The following is a 20,725-nucleotide window of genomic DNA, read 5'->3' as shown; positions in this document are numbered from 1 at the left end:
CGCCGGCCCGGCCGGCGCGGCAGACTGTGAGGCATGCGCGCATTCGTGATCACCGGACCCGGGCGGTCCGAGGTCGTCGACGTCGAACCGCCGGTGGCCGGGGACGGCGAAGTGGTCGTGGATGTGGAACGGGCCGGCGTCTGCGGCACCGACATGGAGTTCATGGGCGGTGAGATGGCCTATCTGGCCAGCGGCGACGCCTCGTACCCGGTGCGTATCGGGCATGAGTGGAGCGGCACCGTGTCGGCGGTCGGGTCCGGGGTCGACCCGTCGTGGCTCGGCCGCCGGGTCACCGGCGACACCATGCTCGGCTGCGGCAAGTGCGCCCGCTGCACCAACGGGCGCCAGCACCTCTGCGCCGACCGCTACGAGATCGGGGTCCGCCGGGGCTGGCCCGGTGCGCTGGCGGAACAGTTGCCGGTGCCGGCGAGGGCGCTGTTCGCGTTGCCGGGCGAGGTCGACGCCACCCTGGGGGCGCTGGTCGAGCCGGGCGGCAACGCGCTGCGCGCGGTCCGGGCGGCCCAGCCCGCGCCGGGCCGGACGGTGCTGGTCATGGGGCCGGGCACGATCGGTCTGCTGGCCGCGATGTTCGCCCGGGCCGGCGGGGCCGACGTGCACCTGCTGGGCGCGACGGCCGAGTCGCTGACGTTCGCCCGCTCTCTCGGCTTCGGCCACGCCTGGACGCGCGACGAACTGCCGGCCGTGCCGTACGACGCGGTCATCGACGCCACCAACGCGGTGTCGCTGCCGGCGTTCGCACTCGACCGCGTCGAGCCCGGCGGGCGGGTCGTCTGCATCGGCCTCGCCCCCGAACCGTCCCTGGTGGACACTCGTCAGGCCGTGCTGAAGGACGTCACTGTGACGGGCATTCTGAGCGCATCCGGCGGCCTGGCGGCGACCATCGAGGCGTACGCTTCCGGGGCTGTCGACCCGCGGCCGCTGGTCGCCGAGACGGTCGGGCTCGGCCAGGCGGCCGAGGTGCTGGCCGGCCGGCGCAGCGGATCAGCACCCAAGATTCACATCGACCCCCGAGGGTGAAGCCAGGAGCGCCTGCTGCCGGCGACCGGGTCGAGCTCGCGGCCCGCTTCGCGCAGCCCGGCAACCTGTCGCACACGTTGTCCGCCGTGCATCCCGCAGATCGCCGACGCTGGCCGTGAACTCCCATGAACCGACGTCGGGGGGCAAGGGGTGTCGACCGACTGGTGGCCGGCCGAGGTGGTGCAGCACGACCGCCGCAGCCCCGACATCGCCGTGTTCCGATGCCGGACGTTCCAGCCCCTGCCGTTCCGGGCCGGCCAGCATGTGCCGATCGAGTGCCCGTACCTGCCGTGGCGCTCGGCCTCGTACTCGATAGCCAACGCCCCGCGTCTCGACCAGGTGCTCGAGTTCCACGTGCGCGCACCGGCCCGCCCTCTTCCGGGTCCGGACGGCCGCATCGGCCCGGCGGATCCTCGCGTGTCGGCCGCGCTGGTCCATCGGCTCAAGCTGGGCGACACGCTGCGGCTGGGCGCACCGCGGGGATCGCTGACGCTGGATCCGTACTCGCGTCGTGATCTGGTTTTTGTCCCGGCGGGAACAGGGCTGGCTCCGGCCAAGGCGCTGATCGAGGAGTTGTCCCGCTTCAACCGGACGCGCTGGATCCACCTCTTCCGCGGCGAGCGCGACGACCGGGATTTCTATGACCGCCGGGCGCTGGACCTGCTCGCCGGGCGTCACCCGTGGCTGACCATCGTGCGGGCCAAGGCCGATGTGGCCGACCTGGTGACCGCCCACGGCCCGTGGCCCGACCACGACTTCTACGTCAGCGGCCCGCCCGCGACGGTCGCCGAGATCGTCCGCCGCCTGGAATCCTGCCGGGTACCCACTGCGCGCGTCCGCTACGACGCCCTCAACCTGTGCTGACGGAACCCGTGCGCGGGCCCGGGCTCAGAATCGGAGCCGCTGGCCGGGGAAGATCCGGTGCGGGCTCGACAGGGCGCCGCTGTTGAGGCGGTAGAGGGCGCGCCAGCCGCCGGCGATGTCGGTTCGCTCGGCGATCACGGCGAGTGTGTCGCCCGGGCGTACGACATAGGAGCGTCCGGCCGGCTGGGCGGCGAGCTGGGCCTGCGGCGCCGGAGTGCGGGCTCTGCGTCCGCAGGTCGGCCAGGCGCCGATGCCCTGCCCGTCCAGCACCCGTTCGGCGATCTGGATCTGCTCGGCGCGGGTCGCCCGGTCGGCGGTGGCCGCGAAGCGCGATCCGCCGTAGGCCCGCCACGTGCGGCGGCTGAACTGGAGGCCGCCGTAGTAGCCGTTGCCGGTGTTGATGCTCCAGTTGCCCCGCGATTCACAGTGGGCGATGGCATCCCAGTTGACGTCGGCCTGAGCCGCCGTTGCGGGCGCTCCCACCAGAGCGCCGGTGAGCACGGCGAGAACCGTCACGAGGCGACGGAGCGGGCCGGACTTGTGGATTTGTGGCATGACAGAAAGACCCTCCACGCCTACGAGGTCAGCTGTCGGGTTCGGGCTGAGGTGCCCGGCCGCGCGAAATGGCGGCTTCACCCCGAGGCGCGCACGAGCGCGCCGAGGAACCTGGGTCCCCCGTTCCATGCCGTGAGTTGGGTGTCCGGCGGGCGGCGGCTGGACTCGGCGTTCCGCCCGCGGGGCCGATCGCACATCTGTGCAGGTCATCGGCCAAATGGGTACGACTGCAAACGGATCGAGACTAAACCCGCCGAGCGGCTTCGGGGGCGCTGATGGAGAATCCACCACCATGAGCGACCGCGTTCGGGACCATGAAATCGTCGTCTACGGCGCCTCCGGGTTCGTCGGCGCCTTGACCGCCCGCTACCTCGCCGAGCACGCCCCGGCGGGCACCCGGATCGCGCTGGCCGGGCGGTCCGAGACGAAGCTGGCAGCCGTGCGCGACCAACTCGGCGTCGACTGGCCCACCCTCGTGGCCGACGCCGCCGACACCGGCGCGCTCGCCCGGCTGGCCGCCTCGACCCAGGTCGTGATCAGCACCGTGGGGCCCTACCTGAAATACGGCGCGGCGCTGACCCGGGCCTGCGCCGAGGCCGGCGCCGACTACGTCGACCTGACCGGCGAGGTCGTGTTCGCCCGGCAGAGCATCGACGCCAACCACGACCGGGCCCGCACGACCGGGGCCCGGATCGTGCACTCGTGCGGCTTCGACTCGATCCCGTCCGACATCGGCGTGCACGTGCTGGCTCAGCAGGTGGCGGCGGACGGCGCGGGGGAGCTCACCGACACCACCATGGTCGTGACCAGCCTGCGGGGCGGGGTCAGCGGCGGCACCATCGACACGCTGCGCCACCAGCTCGACGTGGTCAAGAACGATCGCCGCCTGCGGCGCGTAGCTGCCAGCCCCTATTCGCTGAGCCCCGACCGCGACAGCGAACCCGACCTGGGCCGGCAGGGCGACATGGCCACGGTCAGCGGTTCCGACGTGCACCCCTCGCTGCGCGGCACGCTGGCGCCTTTCGTGATGGCGTCCTACAACACGCGGGTCGTGCGCCGCAGCAACGCCCTGCACAACCATCGGTACGGCCGGCGCTTCCGCTACCGCGAGACCATGAGTGTCGGCCGGTCGCCGCTCTCGCCGCTGATCGCCAACGGCCTCAAGCTCGGGCTCGGCGCGCTGGTCGCCGGGATGATGCTGCCGCCGACCAGGTTCGTGCTCGACCGGGTGCTCCCCAAGCCCGGCAGCGGCCCCAGCCCGCAGGCACAGCGTGACGGCCACTTCACCTTCGACTTCTTCACCACCACGACGACCGGCGCCCACTACACGGCACGTTTCCGTGCCCAGGGCGACCCGGGCTACGCGGCCACCGCCGTCATGCTCGCCGAGTCGGCGCTGGTGCTGGTCCACGACCGCGAGTCGCTGCCGCCGTCGCCGGGCGGTGTGCTGACCCCGGCCACGGCCCTGGGCGACGCGCTGGTCAACCGCCTGCGGGCGGCCGGAATGGAGATCACCGCGCGCAAACTCTGACGTCGGCTTCGCTCGCCTGTTGCTTGTCGGCTTCGCTCGCCCGTTGCTTGTCGGTGAGCCCGGCCGCGTCGGCGCTAGAGGTCGGCTGCGGTGGCGGTGAGGGCCAGGGCGATGCCGGTGAGGTGCTCGGCCAGGTGCTCCGGGTCGCCGGCCATGTCGTGCGAGATCCAGTCGATCAGCACTTCGCTGAGGCCGGCCACCAGCGCCAGCAGCGTCCGGTCGTACCCGATCTGGTCTTTGGGCGTGCCCACCGCCCGCCTCAGCACGGCGTCGACGAACTGGGCGTCCTCGCGCAGCACCCCGCGTCGCCGGGTCTCCATGCGGGGCGCGTTCACATAGATCACGCGGGCGCTTTCCGGGTGGTTGCGCAGCATGGTGACCAGGGTGTGCAGGGCGGGCCGGAACAGCTCCGCGAGGGTCGCCGGCTTCTCGGGGACGGACGCCGCGACACCGCGGAGCAGCCACTCGTTCTGCTCGCGGTTGACCTTCAGCAGCAGGTCGGCCCGGTCGTCGAAGTGTTCGTAGAAGTACCGTTTGGACACCTTGGCGCCGGTGCAGACGTCGGCGACGGTGACATCCTCGTAGTCGCGGGTGCCGAAGAGGTGCACCGCCGACGCCAAGATCCGAGCCCGCCGCTCGCTGGCTCGTTGCTCGCGTGAACGCCCGGCATAGGTCTCACCCCGCCGGGTCGCCGCCGTGGTTTGTTCCTCCACAGCAACTACGTTACGACTAGTCGGATCAACCCATCCGCGCACCCTCCACATTGGTCAGAGATCGGTTGATCCGGGCGGGATGCGGGCATCATCTCGCGGATCCGTCGCGCGGGGTAGCGGGTATCCGACGTTCCGGGCATGACCAATCACTCATCGGCTTCATATCCTGCGCTACTGGCCGGAACCGGTCCTTACGGGCAGGATTCAGTGATGGCCGGAAGCCGTCTCCCTTTCCCGCTCACACTGACGGGGGATGGCATAACCCTGCGCGAATGGCGGTCCGAAGACCTCGATGACCTGGTACGCATGCTCGACGAGCCCGAGATCGCCCGGTGGTCGCCGATGCCGTCGCCGTTCGACGTCGAGGCCGGGATCGCCTATTTGAAACGCTGCTATCAGAATCGCGTCAGTGGTCAGCGGATCCAGCTCGCGATCGTCGCCGACAGCGGGCGACCGGTCGGCGAGGTCCTGCTCTTCGGTGTAGACCTCGGCCTCAAGGAGGCCGAACTGGGCTATCTGGTCGACGTCCGGGAGCGGCGGCGCGGGCTCGCGTCGGGCGCCTTGTCACTTCTTTCGGCGTACGCCCAGAACAGCCTCCACCTGGGCCGCCTTCTACTGCGGATAGATCCGCGCAACGTGAGCAGCACGGCCGTGGCCCGGCGCTGCGGCTACCGGCTCACCGGTGAGGCGCCGATCCTGCAGGAAGGCCCGCACGGTTCGAGCCGGCTGGACACCTGGGAACTGGTCGAGGGGCAGGCCGACAGCCGCCGCGATCGGCAGAAGAATGTCGCATCCCGGCGGTACGGTCGTCGCACGTAAGCCTTCGAGGGGGTGCCGTGGTCAACGTCGACCGTGCGCAAGCAATGGCCTATCGGGTGGCCGCGCTGGGCCTGGCCGAGCGCGGTTCCGCCCGCCCGGCCGACCTGCCGGTTCTCGATCTCGGCGTGCAGGAATACACGCCCGGCTCGGCCGAGGTCGCGCTGTCCGCGCGCACCAGCGCCGACACGGCTGACAATCGCCTGATCACCGTCTGGGCGGCCCGCGGCGCGCCCCATCGGCATCGCCGGGCCGACCTGACCGCCCTGGTGAAACAGCTGTGGCCGATCAGCGACGCCGACGCCTCGGCGCGCATCAAGAGCGGCCAGATTCCCGAGGGCATGAAGCTCGGCATCGAGGCGTTCCGCGTCACCGCCGAAGCGTTCCGAGCGGTCGTGCACGAGTCGATGCCTCGCGGCGAGGTGAGCACCCAGGTGAGCAAGCGGGTGCCGCGCTCCCTGACCTACGACTGCCGCAGCTGCGGTGCCCGGCACATCGCCGGCAACGTGTGGCAGCATGCCGGCCTGTCCGGCGGCGTCGAGGTCCAGTCCCGCGGCCGCGACGCGATGCTGGGCCCGATCCCCGACGCGCCACCGCGCCCGGCGGCCAACGTCGGCATCACCGAGTTGATCCTTACGTACCTGCGCTTCCTGGGCCCGGCCGGCCCGCTCGAGGTCGGAAAATACCTGGGCAGCTCCACCGCCGAGATGAAGTCCGTCTGGCCCGCCGACCAGTTGACCGAGGTCACCGTCGAGGGCCGCCGGGCCTGGCTCCCGGCCGGCGCGGTCAAGGCTCTGAGGTCGGCGTCCCCGCAGGCCGGGGCACGTTTCGTCCCGCCGATGGACCCTCTGCTCCAAGCACGCGACCGCGACCTCCTGGTGCCCGACCGCGCGCAGCAGAAAGAAGTCTGGCGCACCCTCGGCAATCCCGGCGCCCTCCTGCTCGACGGCGAGATCGCGGGCGTGTGGCGAGCCAAGATCTCCGGCCGTAAACGGGTCGCCCTGACCGTCACGGCGTTCGCCTCGCTTTCCGCCCCGCGCCGCAGACAGATCGAAAACGAAGCGGCTGAGGTGGCCCGTGCCCGAGAGGTCCCCGAGGCCACGGTCACCTTCGAATAGCCGCGCCGCTCCCCGGTCCACCAGGTGGGATCGGGCGGTGCTGGTCGGGAACGGCCGGGCGGGTTTGTCCCGTCCAGTGGGCGGCCCGGAATTCTGGTGGTATCCGGAAGGCAACGTGTGAGTAACAATGGCATTGATCGGAGGCATGTCGTCCGATTGAGTGTGGCCGCGGCCCGACCAGAGGTGGCGACATGTTGAGCAGGGAAGACAGCCGACGCCTGGCGCAGCTCGAGCGCCAGCTCCGCCGTGACGACCCCGAGTTCTGCGCCCGCATGACCAGCGGCCGCCTGGAGCCCCCGCGTCCCAGACGCCCATCCCTGTCCCTGATCCTCACCGCCGCCGTCATCTGGATCGCCGCCCTGATCCTCGGCGTCCTCGGCTGGTGGATAGCAGCGGCCGCAGCCGCCTTCTTCGCCACCGTGGTCGTCGCGGCCGCCGTCCTCCGCCGCCCACCCGGCCGCCCCCGCCGCATAACCCCCGACCAGCTCCCGCCGGAGCTGTGAGGCCGCTCCACGTGCCGATCGGCACGTCCCTGCGGCAGGCCCGGCCCGATCAGCTCCCGCCGGAGCTGTGAGGCCGCCCCACTGAGACTCCGCGTCGCTCGGTCGGCGTGATCAGCCGCAAGCGTCGCCGTCCACGATGCTGGGCCATCGGCGTCGTGTTCGCGTGGTGCGGGCGGTGTCGCGAGCTTTGCTGTCCGCGGTGCCTGGGCAGCGGTGTGGCCCGTTCCCGTGGTGCCGGTGGCCTTCTTTCCTGCGGGCCGGTGCCGAGGATGCCCCCGGTCGCGGGCGCGACCTCGGCGGTAACCGGGCCCTGGTCGGAGCCCGTTCGACGCGATGCTGCTTCTTCGCGGCGCACCAGGTCATGGCGAGTCCCCCGGTCGGGGTGCTCGACGTCGGCGGCGCGATGGTGCGGCTCAGGCCGGGTTCTTGGCCGGGTGGCGTGAGCGGAAGACCCAGATGCGGAGCAGCAGGAAGCGGACTGCCGTGGCCAGTAGGTTGGCTGTCACCAGGACGGCCAGTTCCACCGGCTTGGCCGGGGCCGAGTGCAGGGCGTCCAGGATCGCCAGGGCTCCGCTGGTCAGGGCGAGGCCCACGCCGAAGACGATCAGGCCCTGGGTCTGGTGACGCCAGGCGCCGGCATTGCCTCGTACGCCGAAGGTCAGGCGGCGGTTGGCTGCGGTGTTGGCGACCGCGGTGAGCAGCAGGGCTACGAAGTTCGCCCATTGTGGACCGAGCCCCAGCCTCAGCGCGGCGTAGAGAGCCAGGTAGGCGAGGGTGCTGGCGACACCCACGGCGGCGAAGCGGATCAGCTGGCCGGTCAGGCCGGCGGGCACTCCGGCCATGGGGAGCGGGTCGCGGCCCAACTGGTCGCGCAGGGCGGCCAGCGGCAGCCTCCCGGAGCCGAAGGCGCGCAACAGCCGCACGATCCCCTTGAGGTCGGCCACGGCGGTGGCGACGATGTCGACCCGGCTGTCGGGGTCGTCCACCCAGTCGACCGGGACCTCGTGGATGCGCAGTCCGGCCCGCTCGGCCAGCACCAGCATCTCGGTGTCGAAGAACCAGCCGGTGTCCTCGACCATCGGCAGCAGGCGGGCGGCCACGTCCGAGCGGATCGCCTTGAAACCGCACTGGGCGTCGGTGAAGCGGGCGGCCAGGGCGCCGCGCAGGATCAGGTTGTAGCCGCGTGAGATGAACTCGCGCTTCGCACCTCGGACGACCCGGGATCCGCGGGCCAGGCGGGAGCCGATGGCCAGGTCGGAGTGGCCGCTGATCAGGGGCGCCACCAGCGGGAGCAGCGCGCCCAGGTCGGTCGACAGGTCCACGTCCATGTAGGCCAGCACGGCCGCGTCGGACTGGGTCCACACGTATTTGAGGGCGCGGCCCCGGCCCTTCTCGGTCAGGCGCACCGACGCCACCTCGGGTAGGTCGTACGTGAGCCGGCCGGCCACCGCGGGCGTCGAGTCGGTGCTGGCGTTGTCCGCGATCGTGATGCGGAAGCGGTAGGGGAACGAGGCGCTCAGGTACGCATGCAGGCGCCGCACGCACGGCTCGAGGTCGACCTCTTCGTTGTAGACCGGAACGACCACGTCGAGCACCGGGGAGTCGAATCGGATCGGGGCCGCGGCGTGCGCCGGCTGCGTCGAAAGGCTCATGCCCCAACAGTGATCTCGCGGGATAAGCGCGCTTTGTGACCACCCTGTCCCGCACCTGTGAAACCCGGCGGGCGGTGGAGGTGTGGCTCGACCTGCGAGGGGACGCGGTTTGCGGCGGCATGAGGTTCGGGTGGCGTGTCCGAGGGCGAAAGTGGGTCGGGGCAGAAGCGATCGGCCGGCTCCCGTGGGGAAGCCGGCCGATTCGGTGATGCACATGGGGTGGTGTGCGACCGATGAGGCGGCCGGCTCCCCGGATGCGCTGTGGGTGGTGGTCAGGCGGTTCCTGTTTGCTGGGTCAGGTCGTAGACCGTGGTGGCGCCTACGGTCTGGGCGGTGAAGTTCTCAGCGACCCAGGTCGCGATCTCGGAGCTGGCGCTGCTGCCGCCCGAGTCGCCGCGGCCGCCGCCGAAACCGCCGCCGCCGATGAAGTAGTGGATTTTGCCCTCGGCCACGTACTGTTGGAACTGGGTCAGCGTGGGGGAGGGGTCGCTGCCGTTGAAGCCGCCGACCGCCATCACCGGGTCGCCGGTCGCCAACTGGTAGCCCGACGCGCTCTGGGAACCGACTGCGGCCGCCACCCAGGTGTACTGGTCGGCGTTCGACTCCAGCAGGGCCTTCATCTCGTCGCTGACCGTCGCGGCGTCGAGCAAACCGCCCATGCCGCCACCACCGGTGCCACGGCCGCCGAACCCGCCACCCTGCGTGCCACCGATGCCGTTCTGCCCGGTCCCGCCGTTTTGCCCGGTTCCGTTGCCGGCTCCGCCGTTCTGAGCGCCGCCGTTCTGAGCGCCGCCGTTCTGGGCGCCGCCGTTCTGGGCGCCGCCGTTCTGGGCGCCGCCGTTCTGGGCGCCGCCGTTCTGGGCGCCGCCGGGCGAGCCGCCAGGGAAGCCGCCGTTGCCGCCGGGGAAGCCGCCCTGGCCGCCCCCGGGGAAGCCACCGCGACCACCGCGGCCGGGCCCGCCGCCGAAGCCGCCCGCCACCGCTGGGCCGGCCGAGGGGATGGAACCCGTGTGCGCCTCCGACGCGGTCTGCACCGCGTACGCGGTGGGACCCGCAAGCACCGCGGCCAGCGAGACCCCCGCCGCCAGCGCAGCGACCCGAGCCGGCAGGCGAAGGGTGACGAGCAGCGCCGCCGCGCCCACCAGCCCGCCGATGAGCACCACCCACCGCAGCCACGGCAGGAAGTCGGGACTACGCGCGAGCAGGTGATACGACCACCACGCGGTGACCGCCACGGCCACCGCCAGCGTCACCCGGCCCAGGAAACGGCTGCGCCAGAGCAGCGCCGCCCCCATGCCGGCCACGGCGCCGATCGCCGGGGCCAGGGCAACGGTGTAGTACGCGTGGAAGATGCCCTGCATGAAGCTGAACACCAGCCCGGTGATCAGCAGCCAGCCACCCCACAGCACGAGCCCGGCCCGCTGCCGGTCCGTCCGCGCACGCCGCGCCGTGACGACCAGCCCGGCCACCAGCAGGATCAGCGCTGCCGGCAGCAACCACGAGATCTGGCCACCCTGCGAGGAGTCGAACATGCGGGTCAGCCCGGTCGAGCCCCACATCCCGCCGCCGCCCGTGCCGCCGCCGCCGACGCTGCCGGTCTCGTCCCCGTTGAGCCGGCCGAGTCCGTTGTAGCCCAGCGTGAGCTCGAGGAGGCTGTTGTTCTGTGAGCCGCCGATGTAGGGCCGCATCGAGGCGGGCACCAGTTCGACGATCGCGATGTACCAGCCGGCCGAGACGACCAGCGCGACGCCCGAGAGCAGCAACTGCCCGATGCGCCTGCCCAGCTTGGGCGGCCCGGCGATCAGGTAGGCCAGCGCGAACGCCGGCACCACGAGCAGGGCCTGCAGCATCTTGGCCAGGAAGCCGAAGCCGACGAAGACGCCGGCCAACATGATCCACTTGGTCGAGCCGTTCTCGACGGCCCGTACGGTCGCGTAGGCGCCCGCCACCATGAGCAGCACGAGCAGGGCGTCCGGGTTGTTGAACCGGAACATCAGCACGGCGATCGGGGTCAGCGCGAGCACCGCGCCCGCGATCAGGCCGGCGGCCGGGCCGTACCAGCGGCGCACTGTGGCGAAGAGCAGGCCCACGCCGGCCACGCCCATCAGCGCCTGCGGCACCAGGATGCTCCAGGCGTTGACCCCGAAGATTCGGGCCGACAGCGCCATCACCCACAGCGCGGCCGGCGTCTTGTCGACCGTGATCGAGTTGGCGGCGTCGGACGAGCCGAAGAAGAACGCCTTCCAGCTCTCCGAGCCGGCCTGCACGGCGGCCGAGTAGAAGGCGTTGGCCCAGCCGTTCCGGTTCAGGCCCCAGATGTAGAGCACGCCGGTGACCAGCAGCAATGCCAGCAGAGCGGGGCGAACCCAGGCGGGGTCGGCCGCGCGCCGGGCCGGCGGTGGCGCCGGCCGGTCGGGCGCGACCGGCGGCGGGACGGGCAACGTCGTCGTCATCGAGGCTCTCCACAGAAAAGCGGACTTTTACCTCGACAACATTCGACGCCGGCCCTGTCCCGCCGTTATGCCGACCCTGTGCCCCGGCTGTGAATCCGGCGCCGTCAAAGGGGGGGGGCGCCGTCAAAGGGAGGCGCCGTCGAAGGGACGCGGCTCAGCTGAGCAGAGCGCGCCGCTTGGCCGCGGCGGTCGCGAGCCGCTCCAGCACCTCGACGGTCGGGTCCCAGCCCATGCAGGCGTCGGTCACGGACTGCCCGTACGTGAGCTCGCCGCCCAGGTTCTGCCGTCCGGGCACGAGGAAACTCTCGAGCATGACGCCGCTGATGCCGCGCTGACCGGCTTCCATCTGGCCCGCGACGTCGTCGGCGACCACGGGCTGGCGCAGGTGGTCCTTGCCGCTGTTGCCGTGCGAGCAGTCGATCACGAGCCGCTCCGGCAGGCCGGCCTGGCGCAGCAGGTCGAGGGCGCCGGCCACGTCGGCCGCGCTGTAGTTGGGCCGGCCGCCGCCACCGCGCAGCACCAGGTGGGTGTCGGGGTTGCCGGCGGTGTGCAGGATGGCCGGGGTGCCCGAGTAGTCGATGCCGGGGAAGACGTGCGGCACCTCGGCCGCCTGGATGGCGTCGATGGCGGTGGCGATGCTGCCGTCGGGGCGGTTCTTCATACCGATCGGCATCGAGAGGCCGGACGCGAGCTGCCGGTGGACCTGTGACTCGACCGTCCGGGCGCCGATCGCACCCCAGGCCACGGTGTCCGCGATGTACTGCGGGGTGATCGGATCGAGGAACTCGACGGCGGTCGGCAGGCCGCGGCCGACGATCTCGAGCAGCAGCTTGCGGGCGATGCGCAGGCCGGCGCCGACGTCGCCGGCGCCGTCCAGCGTGGGGTCGTTGATCAGGCCCTTCCAGCCGACGGTGGAGCGCGGCTTCTCGAAGTAGACCCGCATCACGATCAGCAGGTCGTCCGCGAAGCGCTCGGCGGCGGACGACAGCAGCGAGGCGTACTCGCCGGCGGCGGCCGGGTCGTGCACCGAGCACGGTCCGACGACGACCAGCAGCCGCGGATCTCGGTGGTTGAGCACGTCTTCGACCTGGCGCCGGCCGTCGAGCACGGTGTCGTGCAACTCGCTGGTCAGCGGCAGCTCGTGGTGCAGCAGGGCCGGACTCATCAGCGGCACGACTTTCTCGATGCGCTGGTCGCGGACGCGCTGAACCTCGGGGGCAGTCACGGTGGGTCTCCACTCCTGACGCCGGCGCCCACGGTGAGAGCCGGCGGCAAACAAAAAGGCAGCGACGTCATGTCGCTGCCCGGGCCGGCTCTGGCGGGGTGTCTCAGGTCATGGCTGAGGCACCGGCGCGAGCCGGCCCACTAAACCACGAATACCAGCGAGACATGTCGGTCAGCATAGCGCCTCAGTTCGGCGGCGGAGCGATCTGGGCGAACTGCTCAGCTGGTGGGACACCGGCGGCGGGACCCGACGGCAGCTCGACGGTGAAGGTCGTACGGCCGGGCCGGCTCTCGACCGAGACGCGTCCGCCGTGCGCGGTGACCACCGCGTGCACGATCGACAGGCCCAGCCCGGTGCTGCCGGCGGCCCGGGATCGGGAGCTGTCACCGCGGGCGAAACGCTCGAAGATGTGCGGTTGCAGCGCGGCGGGGATTCCGGGCCCGGCGTCGGTGACCCGCAGCACGGCCGCGCCGCCGGTCGAGGCGACCCCGACCGTGACCGTCGTGCCCTCCGGGGTGTGCGTGCGCGCGTTGGCCAGCAGGTTCGCCAGCACCTGGTGCAGTCGGGCGCCGTCGCCGATCACGATGACCGGTTCCTCGGGCAGGTCGAGCTGCCAGTAGTGGCGGGGGCCGGTGGCGTGCGCGTCGCTGACCGTGTCGACGACCAGCATGCTGAGGTCGACCGGGTCGTGCGCGAGCGGCCGGCCGGCGTCGAGGCGGGCCAGCAGCAGCAGGTCCTCGACGAGCCCGGTCATCCGTCTGGCCTCGGACTCGACGCGGCCGAGCACGTGGGCGATCTCGTCGGGGATCGGGACCCGGCTGCGGCGGCTGAGTTCGGCGTACCCGCGAATGGCGGCCAAGGGCGTGCGGAGCTCGTGGCTGGCGTCGGCGACGAACTGGCGCACCTGCATCTCGCTGGCGTGCCGGGCCTCGAGCGCGTTGCCGACGTGGTCGAGCATCCGGTTGAGCGCGACGCCGACCTGGCCCACCTCGGTGCGCGGGTCGGTGTCGCGCTCGGGCACGCGCTGGGCCAGCCGCACCTCGCCGCGGTCGAGCCGCAGTTCGGAGACCTTGGTCGCGGTGGCAGCCACCCGATCCAGCGGGGCCAGCGTACGGCGGACGATCAGCGCACCGGCCCAGCCGGCGATCCCGAGCGCGATGAGCACGGCGCCCCCGGTGACCAGCGCGACGCGCAGCAAGGTGAAGTTGGTGTTCTTGAGCGACAGCGCCACCACCCGGATGTCGCCGCTCGACGTGGCCAGTGCGACGACCCGGTACGAGCCGTAGCCGTCGAGGGTGATGTCGTTTTTGGTGCCGTCGGGCGGGATGGCGGTGAGCTCGGCCGCGGCGGTGTCGCTGAGGGCCTCGTACGCGATCTCGGCGTAGCCGTCGTCCTCGATCGTGACGATCCGGCCGCCGTGCACGTCCGCCGGGTTGGAGTAGGTGACGATGATCGAGCCCTGTTCCGCGCCGCCGAACGGCTTGTCGCGGTCGAAGGACGGCGGCGGGCCACCGTTGCCGCGGTTGTGGAACGGGTTGCCGGTCTGGTCGAGCTTGGCGTCGAGCTGCGTGTAGAGCGTGTTGCGCAGGAAGAAGTAGGCCGTGCCGCCGACCGCGAGCCCGAGGACCGTGAGCAGGACGATGATGATCGCCACGATCCGGGTGCGCAGCGGCCAGCCGGCCGGGCTGCGCCAGCGCGCCGGGTGCCTCTCAGTCCGCGGGTTTGAGGACATAGCCGGCTCCGCGCATCGTGTGGATCATAGGCGAGCGGCCCGCGTCGATCTTCTTCCGTAGGTACGAGATGTACAGCTCGACCACGTTGGCCTGGCCGCCGAAGTCGTAGTTCCAGACCCGGTCGAGGATCTGGCTCTTGCTCAGCACCCGACGCGGGTTGCGCATCAGATAGCGCAGCAGCTCGAACTCGGTGGCGGTGAGGGTGACCAGGTCACCGCCGCGGCGCACCTCGTGGCTGTCCTCGTCCAGGGTGAGGTCGCCGACAATCAGCTCCGACTCGGTGCGCAGGGGGGAGTGGCCCATCCGCCGCATCAGGCCGCGTAGCCGGGCCACCACCTCCTCCAGGCTGAACGGCTTGGTGACGTAGTCGTCGCCGCCGGCGGTCAGGCCGGCGACCCGGTCCTCCACCGAGTCCTTGGCCGTCAGGAAGAGCACGGGCACCTCGGGCGTCTCGCCGCGCAGCCGGCGCAGCACCTCGAGACCGTCGATGTCGGGCAGCATCATGTCGAGGACGACGGCGTCCGGGCGGAAGTCGCGGGCGGTGCGCACGGCGGTCTGCCCGTCGCCCGCGCTCTTGACGTCCCAGCCCTCGTAGCGCAAAGCCATCGAGAGCAGCTCGGCCAGCGTCGGCTCGTCGTCGACCACGAGGACCCGGACGGGACCCCCGTCGGGCCGGCGGAGGTCGGCGCCGGAATCTGAGTTCGCCATCGTCATGCCCCAACTGTCGCGGGCAACGCTATGTGCTTGCTTTCCCGTCCCTGTGTACCAGCTGTGACTGGCGCGCACCGAAAGGGCTGAGAATCAGCACAGCCGCCGGCCGGATGCGGGCGCGTGTCGAAGACCCGAAAGCGTATAAAACGCCCATAATGCTTGCATGACGATCAGGCGACCGGTAGTGGCGATCTTGGCCGTCGTGGTGACGTCGGTCCTGGTGGCCGCGCCGGCCCGGGCCGATGACGGGCTCGTCGAGGTGGGCCTCGGCCAGAAGGTCGTGCAACTGGTGGCCGACGGCGACAGCACCTGCGCGCTGACCGAGTCGGGTGAGGTCTTCTGCTGGGGCGCGGGCTACCCGCAGCCGTACCGGCCGGGCCGGAGTCCCGTCATGCTGATCGCGCTGGGCGCACTGCTGATCGCCGGCGGGACGACGATCCTGAGCCTCAGCCGCCGCCCGTCGCCACGAGCGCCGCGTCCCGAAGATTCGCCGCCCCCTGCTTGAGCCGTTCGGAGTAGTACGGCCGGTTCCAGTTCGACCATCGGACCTGGCCGACCACCTGGTCGGTGCCCGAGGCGGTGAAGGACACGGTCACACCCGGGCTGACCTGGGTAGTGAGCTTTCCGTTCTTCGGAACTCCCACCCGGTGCGCCGACGGGTCGGCGAACCCGAGCATCGCCCACGGCACGCGTACGGCCAGGTGGTTGCCGTCGAGTTCCCAGAGTGCCCGGCTGTCCGCCTCGTCATCCTCGGGATCCCACGAGCCGTGGATCAACCGGCCGGCGTTCTGCAGCTCGACCGGCAGCCTTACGCCCGTCCGTGGCACCGTGATCGCCCGGTTGACGACCAGCTCGAAGACGTTCCAGCCGGCCGGGGCGGAACCCCGCTTCGAGGCCGGGACCGAGAAGTCGAGCTTCACCGGGTCGAGCTGGCTCCGTAGGTACGCCTGCCCGTCGTGCCCGATCAGGTTGAGCGCGAAAACAGCGTCCGGTCGCCGGTCGCCGCTGCCGATCATGGGCGTACCGGTCACGGCCGGAAGAACGTCGAACATGACCATCATCGAGCCCGGCGCCGAGTCGGCCAGCTCCGCCTCCAGGTGCAGGTACTCCTCGTCGACCCGGGCCGTGACCTTGCGCGCCGGCCAGCCGTCGGAGTCGAGCAACTGCTGATCAGCGGCGTCGGGAGCGCCGTCGGCGTCCATCGCCAGCAGCCCGAAGTACTGCTCGTTGGTGAGCGGATCGTGCCAGAGCTGCCGGCGGGTCCAGTCCTGCCGACCGGCCGTGTTCCAGGTGTAGCGGTGCCACTCGTCGGTCCAGCTGAAGACGAACCCGCCGCCCAGGCCCTGATCCTTGATCATGCGTAGTAGGTCGGCGTTGATGCGCATCGCCGCCTGCTCGCTGTGATCGCCCTGCGAGCGGCCGAGCGGCGCGTTGTGGGCCGACCCGATCGAGGACGGCACACCGAACTCGGTGATCAGCGTGGGCATGGTGGCGTGATGCCGGCGCAGGTCGGCCAGGTAGCCGGCGTACGGGTCGGCATGCCCCTCGTACTCGTAATCGAGCAGGTCCGGCTCGTGCCGCAGGAAGTCCGGATAGAACGGGTACGCGTGGTAGCTCGCGAACGTCCCGGCCGGCCAGTCCGCCGTGGGCAGCACGTGGTTGGCGTCGATCGGCAGCAGATCCTCCTGCGGGAGCGGCTCCTGCGGGTGGCGCAGCGGATCGGTCGTCGGCCAGTTCACGAACGCGATCGGCTGGCTCACACCGTGCCGGGCGACGTACCCGGCCAGGTCGTTCATGCGCGCGGCCAGCCAGCGCTCGGTCGGCGTCGACTTGGGCGTGTTCCGGAAGTAGCGACCGGTGAAGCGCGGCACCGAAGCGTTGCGCCGGTCGGACGCGGCCGCCGCGCCCGGGTCGATCTCGCGACCGATGATCCAACCGGCCAGCCACGGCGTGACGTCCGTGGTCCAGGCGCCGCCGACCTGACCGAAGGTCGCGTCCCGGGTCAGTTCGCCGGTCACCGCCTGCGCGGCCGCCCGCAGCTCGCGGCGGAAGGCGTCGGTGAACGGCTTGTCGAACAGGTTGCGCTTCTTGACGTACGTCTCGTCGGGCAGCCGGACACCCTGGACGAGGTAGAGCGGGCGGTCGGGGTTGGCCTGGTTCCAGGCGGCGAGCTGCTCGTAGAACGCGGGCGGGTGGATCTCGTAGATCCGCACCACGCGCAGGCCCAGCCAGCCCATCGCGGCGAACCAGGCCCGGTACTGCGCGGCCGAGATCGCTCCCTTGCCGGGCAGGTGGCCGGGCGTGGTGTCGCCCAGGTCGACGCCGGGCAGGAAGGTTCGGTCGCCACCGGCCGTGTGCAGCTGGAACTCCTGGCCGTCGGTGCTGGCGACCATCCGCAGCCCGTCGGCTGTGCGGGGCGACGGCGCCCACGAGGTGCCCTGCGGCGGCGACGGGATCTCCCGCACCCCCGAGATCAGAAACGCCGGCGAGGTCAACGCCGGCGCGGCCGTGCCACCGGCCAGCAGCAGGCACAGACCGAACACGAAGACACCGATCACGGTCGCCTTGAATCGCCCGGATCGTGGACGGGCCGGCGCGGTCACGAGATGGCTCGGAAAGTCCCCCACATCAGGCATTGTCTGCTGGCTGGGTTGCTGTATGAGCCGTTTTGTCGGGAAGCTTGGATCATCGGAACACTCGCCGCCGGCGCGTTGTTGTGCCAGCGTTAGAGAGGCCGCCGAGGTGAGGAGCGCGCACGTGGATCTTCTCGAGGAGTACCGCCGAGCCACCTTCTTCTTCGAGTCCGGGGATCCGCTGGGCGCCGCCCGCCTGCTCGAGCCGATAGTCGAGGCCGAGCCGCACAACACGGCCGTGCGCCAGTTGCTGGCCCGCGCCTACTTCAACTCGGCCCAGCTCACCAAGGCCGAGGAACAGCTCCGGCACCTGGTCGAGCACGACCCCTCCGACCACTACGCGCACCACGTGCTCGGCCGCACCCTGGAGCGGGGCGGCCGCTTCCGCGAGGCGCTGCCCCACCTGCGCCTGGCCGCAGCGATGAACCAGCAGGCCGACTACCAGGACGCCCTGCGGCGGGCCGAGGAATGGCTCGGCAAGTCCGAGAACGCTTAAGGTCGAAGACGTGAAACTGAAGCTTGACCTGCACGACATCTTCAACCGGGGCCAGGAGATCGACCGTGCGCTGCGCGGGATCATCGACGAGGCGGTGCAGAAGAAGGCCAGCATGGTCGAGATCATCCCGGGCAAGGGCAGCGGCGCGCTGAAGAAGAAGGTGCTGCGCTTCCTCGACCAGAAGGAGATCAAGCAGCTCTACCACCGGGTCGAGAAGGACGGCGACAACTGGGGCCGGCTCTTCGTCCACTTCCGCCACAACGAGTCGACCGGCCGCCGCGGCCGAGGCCGCTAGAAGGTGTAACTCTTGGCGACCGCCAGCATCTCGCTGGTGTGTGAGCCGACGATGCCGACGCCAGCCGGGCGGGGCCGGAAGCCGGGCAGCCCGCTCAGGCCGTCGCTGGCGTCCATGGCCCGGAATCGCACCGGGCCGGCCTCGCGCAGGGTCAGCTCGACCTCGATGCCGTCGGCCGGTGGGGCGTGGAAGGCGAAGCCGAAGCCGGGCGTGTGCACCGGCACCGGCCGGCCCTCGACCGTGGCCGACTCGACCTTGACGTCGCCCGGCACGTGCAGGGTGACCAGCCGGGCCTGACGCTGCGGCCGCAGGCGGAGCGTCAGGCTGCGGGTCTCGCCCGAGCGGGAGTCCGACTCGACGGTGAGCTGGGGCGCGGGCAGGTCGGCGGCCTGCGCGTCGCCCGTGCGCACCTGCTCGGGACCGAAGGCGGGCATCGTGTCGTCGATCCGGTGCGGGTCGCCCGAGACGTACTGCCCGGTCCACTGCTGGACGTCGGTCTCGTCGCTGATCCAGCGGGCGGCGCCGGTGTCGGCGTCCATCGCGTACATCAACTGGGTCAGGGCGGGACGGTCGTCGTCGAACCGGTCGGTGGCGAGGCCGGCGCCGGCACACAGCAGCACCGCCACGACGGCAGCGAGCGACGGCAACGCGCCCAGCCGGCGGGCGCGCAGCGCCGCGAGGCCGAACTGACCGCCGGCCGCCACCGGGTGGAGCAGGTCGATCACCGGCAGCAGGGCGAGCCCGAGCAACACGGTGAGGAAGGCGCCGGCCGCGCCCAGGCCCATGCCGAGCGCCGGAAAGAGCATGAGGATGGTGGGCGCCAGAACGAGGGTCGCCACCGCACCGCCGGCGGTCACCGCGATCACCGGCAGCCAGCCCCGGGTGGCCACCGCGATCAGCCCGGCCACCGCGCCGGCCAAGGCGGGCAGGGCGGCCAGGTAGGAACCGCCGGGCACGAACGCGGCGAGCACCGCGCCGAGCACAGCGAGCCAGCCCAGCCCGGCGACAGCCAGCGCGGCCGGGCCCAGGCGCCGGCGCAGCAGTGCGAACCAGACGATCACCACCGCCGCGGCCAGCAGGACGACGGCCAGCCGGTAGAAGCCCGGCCGGTACGGGTCGATCGGCATCGCCGAGTACTCGGGCCGGATCAGCGTGATCAGGAACCAGAGCACCTGGGCCAGCACCGGGGCGAGCACGATCGGCACGAGGGTCAGCGCGCCTGCGCCGAGCGCCCGCCGGGCGGTGATCAGGCCCCGGCGGCGCGCCAGCCAGGCCAGCGCCGCGACCGCGAGCACCGCCAGGACGGCGATCGGCCGGACCAGCGAGCCCGGATAGCGCACCAGCAGGCCGGGCGCGGGGAAGTAGGTGGCGTCCTCGCCGCCGGTGACCTTCAGCGCGGCGATGTCGCGCCCGCCCAGCTCGCGCACCACCGCGAGGGTGTTGTCGCCGTGGTGTTGCAGGCTGTCGCGGTCCATGGCCGAGGGCAGGTCGGTCGGCCCGTGATAGACCGCCGCGCCGTCGATGTAGGCCGCGTTCAGCCCGGCGAAGCCGGACTTGCGGAACGCCGTGAAGTCGGTGTCGTTCGTCATGATCCGGTAGATCTCGACCGCGAACGACGTGCCGACCGGCTTGGCCGCGTGGCTGTACGCCTCGACCAGCTTCCCGTTGCCGGCCGACGTCTCGAACATGATCGCCGGTCCGCTGCTGCCGCGCGCCTCGAGATTGAGCACCACCCCGCCGTCGCGGGCCAGCGGATGCTGGTCGACGAAGGCCTTGGCCCCGCAGAGGCAGGCCTCCTCGCCGTCGGTCAGCACCAGCACCACGTCGTTGCGCAGGCGTGGGGCCGCGAGCAGGGCCCGGGCCGTCTCGAGGATCGCCGAGGCGCCGGCCGCGTCGTCGTTGCCGCCCGGCCCGACCTGCACCGAGTCGTAGTGGGCGACCAGGAAGACGCGGCCGGTGGAGCCGGCGCCCGGGATCGTGGCGATCACGTTGCGGACCCGGGCCAGGCTCGAGCCGCCCGCGCTGGCCGAGAGTCCGGCGCCCTCGATCGACACCGTGTCCTGCACCTCGGGCGTCAGGCCCAGGCCGCGCAGGGTGGTGATCAGGTGTTCGCGCACCGCATCCTGCGCGGGGCTGCCGACCGGGTGGGGCCGGGTGGCGATCGCCTCGACCTGCTGGAATGCGCGCTGGGCGCTGAACTCGGTGGCCGGCGCCGAGGTGGGGCGCGCGGACGGCGGCTCGACGGCCCACAGCCCGGCCAGCCCGGCCAGGGCGAGCGCCGCGACGGCGAGGAGAGCAGCCGGGGCCCGGCGGGCCGGGTCGGTCATCGCAGGAGCGCGCATGGGTGACATCTAAGCGGTTGGGTACGGCACCGGGTAGTGGGAAGATC

At 71.6% G+C, this 20,725-nt stretch carries 18 protein-coding genes and 1 riboswitch; of the genes, 9 read left to right on the top strand and 9 right to left on the bottom strand.

The features are described 5' to 3' along the window. The first annotated feature begins 33 nt into the window (after positions 1-33). Positions 34-1,038 (top strand): zinc-dependent alcohol dehydrogenase, encoded by a 1,005-nt coding sequence (locus tag LXN57_RS30910; RefSeq protein ID WP_251801698.1) that lies wholly within the window; start codon positions 34-36, stop codon positions 1,036-1,038. Between the two features lie 150 nt (positions 1,039-1,188). Then, complete coding sequence (locus tag LXN57_RS30905; protein ID WP_251801697.1) at positions 1,189-1,902, top strand: FAD-binding oxidoreductase; 714 nt, start codon at positions 1,189-1,191, stop codon at positions 1,900-1,902. Positions 1,903-1,926: 24 nt separating this feature from the next. On the opposite strand, the gene LXN57_RS30900 is transcribed toward LXN57_RS30905, so the two are convergent. Beyond that, complete coding sequence (locus tag LXN57_RS30900; protein WP_251801696.1) at positions 1,927-2,418, bottom strand: LysM peptidoglycan-binding domain-containing protein; 492 nt, start codon at positions 2,416-2,418, stop codon at positions 1,927-1,929. Between the two features lie 44 nt (positions 2,419-2,462). Beyond that, positions 2,463-2,608, bottom strand: a riboswitch (cyclic di-AMP (ydaO/yuaA leader). 141 nt (positions 2,609-2,749) lie between these two features. Between LXN57_RS30900 and LXN57_RS30895 the strand changes: the two genes are divergently transcribed. Further along, positions 2,750-3,988: a saccharopine dehydrogenase family protein gene (locus LXN57_RS30895; protein WP_251801695.1), complete on the top strand. Its 1,239-nt coding sequence runs from the start codon at positions 2,750-2,752 to the stop codon at positions 3,986-3,988. 74 nt (positions 3,989-4,062) lie between these two features. Here the strand turns inward: LXN57_RS30895 and LXN57_RS30890 are convergent, their stop codons facing one another. Then, positions 4,063-4,701 (bottom strand): TetR/AcrR family transcriptional regulator, encoded by a 639-nt coding sequence (locus LXN57_RS30890; protein WP_251801694.1) that lies wholly within the window; start codon positions 4,699-4,701, stop codon positions 4,063-4,065. A 210-nt stretch (positions 4,702-4,911) separates the two neighbouring features. On the opposite strand from LXN57_RS30890, the gene LXN57_RS30885 reads away from it, so the two are divergent. The 3 genes from LXN57_RS30885 to LXN57_RS30875 all read left to right on the top strand — a co-directional run bounded on the left by LXN57_RS30885 (position 4,912) and on the right by LXN57_RS30875 (position 7,138). After that, complete coding sequence (locus tag LXN57_RS30885; protein ID WP_251801693.1) at positions 4,912-5,520, top strand: GNAT family N-acetyltransferase; 609 nt, start codon at positions 4,912-4,914, stop codon at positions 5,518-5,520. Between the two features lie 17 nt (positions 5,521-5,537). After that, positions 5,538-6,635 carry a DNA glycosylase AlkZ-like family protein gene (locus LXN57_RS30880; RefSeq protein WP_251801692.1) on the top strand — a complete coding sequence of 366 codons (1,098 nt, stop codon included), beginning with the start codon at positions 5,538-5,540 and terminating at the stop codon, positions 6,633-6,635. Between the two features lie 191 nt (positions 6,636-6,826). Beyond that, positions 6,827-7,138 carry a DUF3040 domain-containing protein gene (locus LXN57_RS30875; RefSeq protein ID WP_251801691.1) on the top strand — a complete coding sequence of 104 codons (312 nt, stop codon included), beginning with the start codon at positions 6,827-6,829 and terminating at the stop codon, positions 7,136-7,138. Positions 7,139-7,551: 413 nt separating this feature from the next. Here LXN57_RS30875 and LXN57_RS30870 read toward each other — a convergent pair whose 3' ends face one another. The 5 genes from LXN57_RS30870 to LXN57_RS30850 all read right to left on the bottom strand — a co-directional run bounded on the left by LXN57_RS30870 (position 7,552) and on the right by LXN57_RS30850 (position 14,915). Next, on the bottom strand, positions 7,552-8,790 hold the full coding sequence (locus tag LXN57_RS30870; RefSeq protein ID WP_251801690.1) for a bifunctional glycosyltransferase family 2/GtrA family protein: 1,239 nt from the start codon (positions 8,788-8,790) through the stop codon (positions 7,552-7,554). A gap of 272 nt (positions 8,791-9,062) precedes the next feature. Next, on the bottom strand, positions 9,063-11,243 hold the full coding sequence (locus LXN57_RS30865; RefSeq protein ID WP_251801689.1) for a glycosyltransferase family 39 protein: 2,181 nt from the start codon (positions 11,241-11,243) through the stop codon (positions 9,063-9,065). 154 nt (positions 11,244-11,397) lie between these two features. After that, positions 11,398-12,468, bottom strand: a complete 1,071-nt coding sequence (locus tag LXN57_RS30860) for a 3-deoxy-7-phosphoheptulonate synthase (RefSeq protein WP_285904691.1) — start codon at positions 12,466-12,468, stop codon at positions 11,398-11,400. Between the two features lie 184 nt (positions 12,469-12,652). Continuing rightward, positions 12,653-14,200, bottom strand: a complete 1,548-nt coding sequence (locus LXN57_RS30855; RefSeq protein WP_251801688.1) for a sensor histidine kinase — start codon at positions 14,198-14,200, stop codon at positions 12,653-12,655. Then, on the bottom strand, positions 14,178-14,915 hold the full coding sequence (locus LXN57_RS30850; protein WP_251801687.1) for a response regulator transcription factor: 738 nt from the start codon (positions 14,913-14,915) through the stop codon (positions 14,178-14,180). The genes LXN57_RS30855 and LXN57_RS30850 overlap by 23 nt, the downstream gene beginning before the upstream one ends. 160 nt (positions 14,916-15,075) lie before the next feature. On the opposite strand from LXN57_RS30850, the gene LXN57_RS30845 reads away from it, so the two are divergent. After that, complete coding sequence (locus tag LXN57_RS30845) at positions 15,076-15,417, top strand: RCC1 domain-containing protein (protein WP_251801686.1); 342 nt, start codon at positions 15,076-15,078, stop codon at positions 15,415-15,417. Here LXN57_RS30845 and LXN57_RS30840 read toward each other — a convergent pair. Next, positions 15,359-17,539, bottom strand: a complete 2,181-nt coding sequence (locus LXN57_RS30840; protein WP_251801685.1) for a hypothetical protein — start codon at positions 17,537-17,539, stop codon at positions 15,359-15,361. The two genes, LXN57_RS30845 and LXN57_RS30840, sit on opposite strands and share 59 nt — an antisense overlap. 130 nt (positions 17,540-17,669) lie before the next feature. Between LXN57_RS30840 and LXN57_RS30835 the strand changes: the two genes are divergently transcribed. Next, positions 17,670-18,041, top strand: coding sequence for a tetratricopeptide repeat protein (locus tag LXN57_RS30835; protein WP_251801684.1), 372 nt, complete (start codon positions 17,670-17,672; stop codon positions 18,039-18,041). Positions 18,042-18,051: 10 nt separating this feature from the next. After that, positions 18,052-18,336, top strand: a complete 285-nt coding sequence (locus tag LXN57_RS30830; protein WP_221376947.1) for a Smr/MutS family protein — start codon at positions 18,052-18,054, stop codon at positions 18,334-18,336. Here the strand turns inward: LXN57_RS30830 and LXN57_RS30825 are convergent. Further along, a complete protein-coding gene (locus LXN57_RS30825; protein WP_251801683.1) occupies positions 18,333-20,678 on the bottom strand; it encodes a M28 family peptidase in 2,346 nt (781 codons plus the stop codon). The genes LXN57_RS30830 and LXN57_RS30825 overlap by 4 nt on opposite strands. Between the last annotated feature and the right edge of the window lie 47 nt (positions 20,679-20,725).

The organism is Paractinoplanes hotanensis (genome assembly GCF_023717965.1).
GTDB classification, from domain to species: Bacteria; Actinomycetota; Actinomycetes; order Mycobacteriales; family Micromonosporaceae; genus Actinoplanes; species Actinoplanes polyasparticus.
This window is presented reverse-complemented; position numbering and strand designations above follow the sequence as displayed.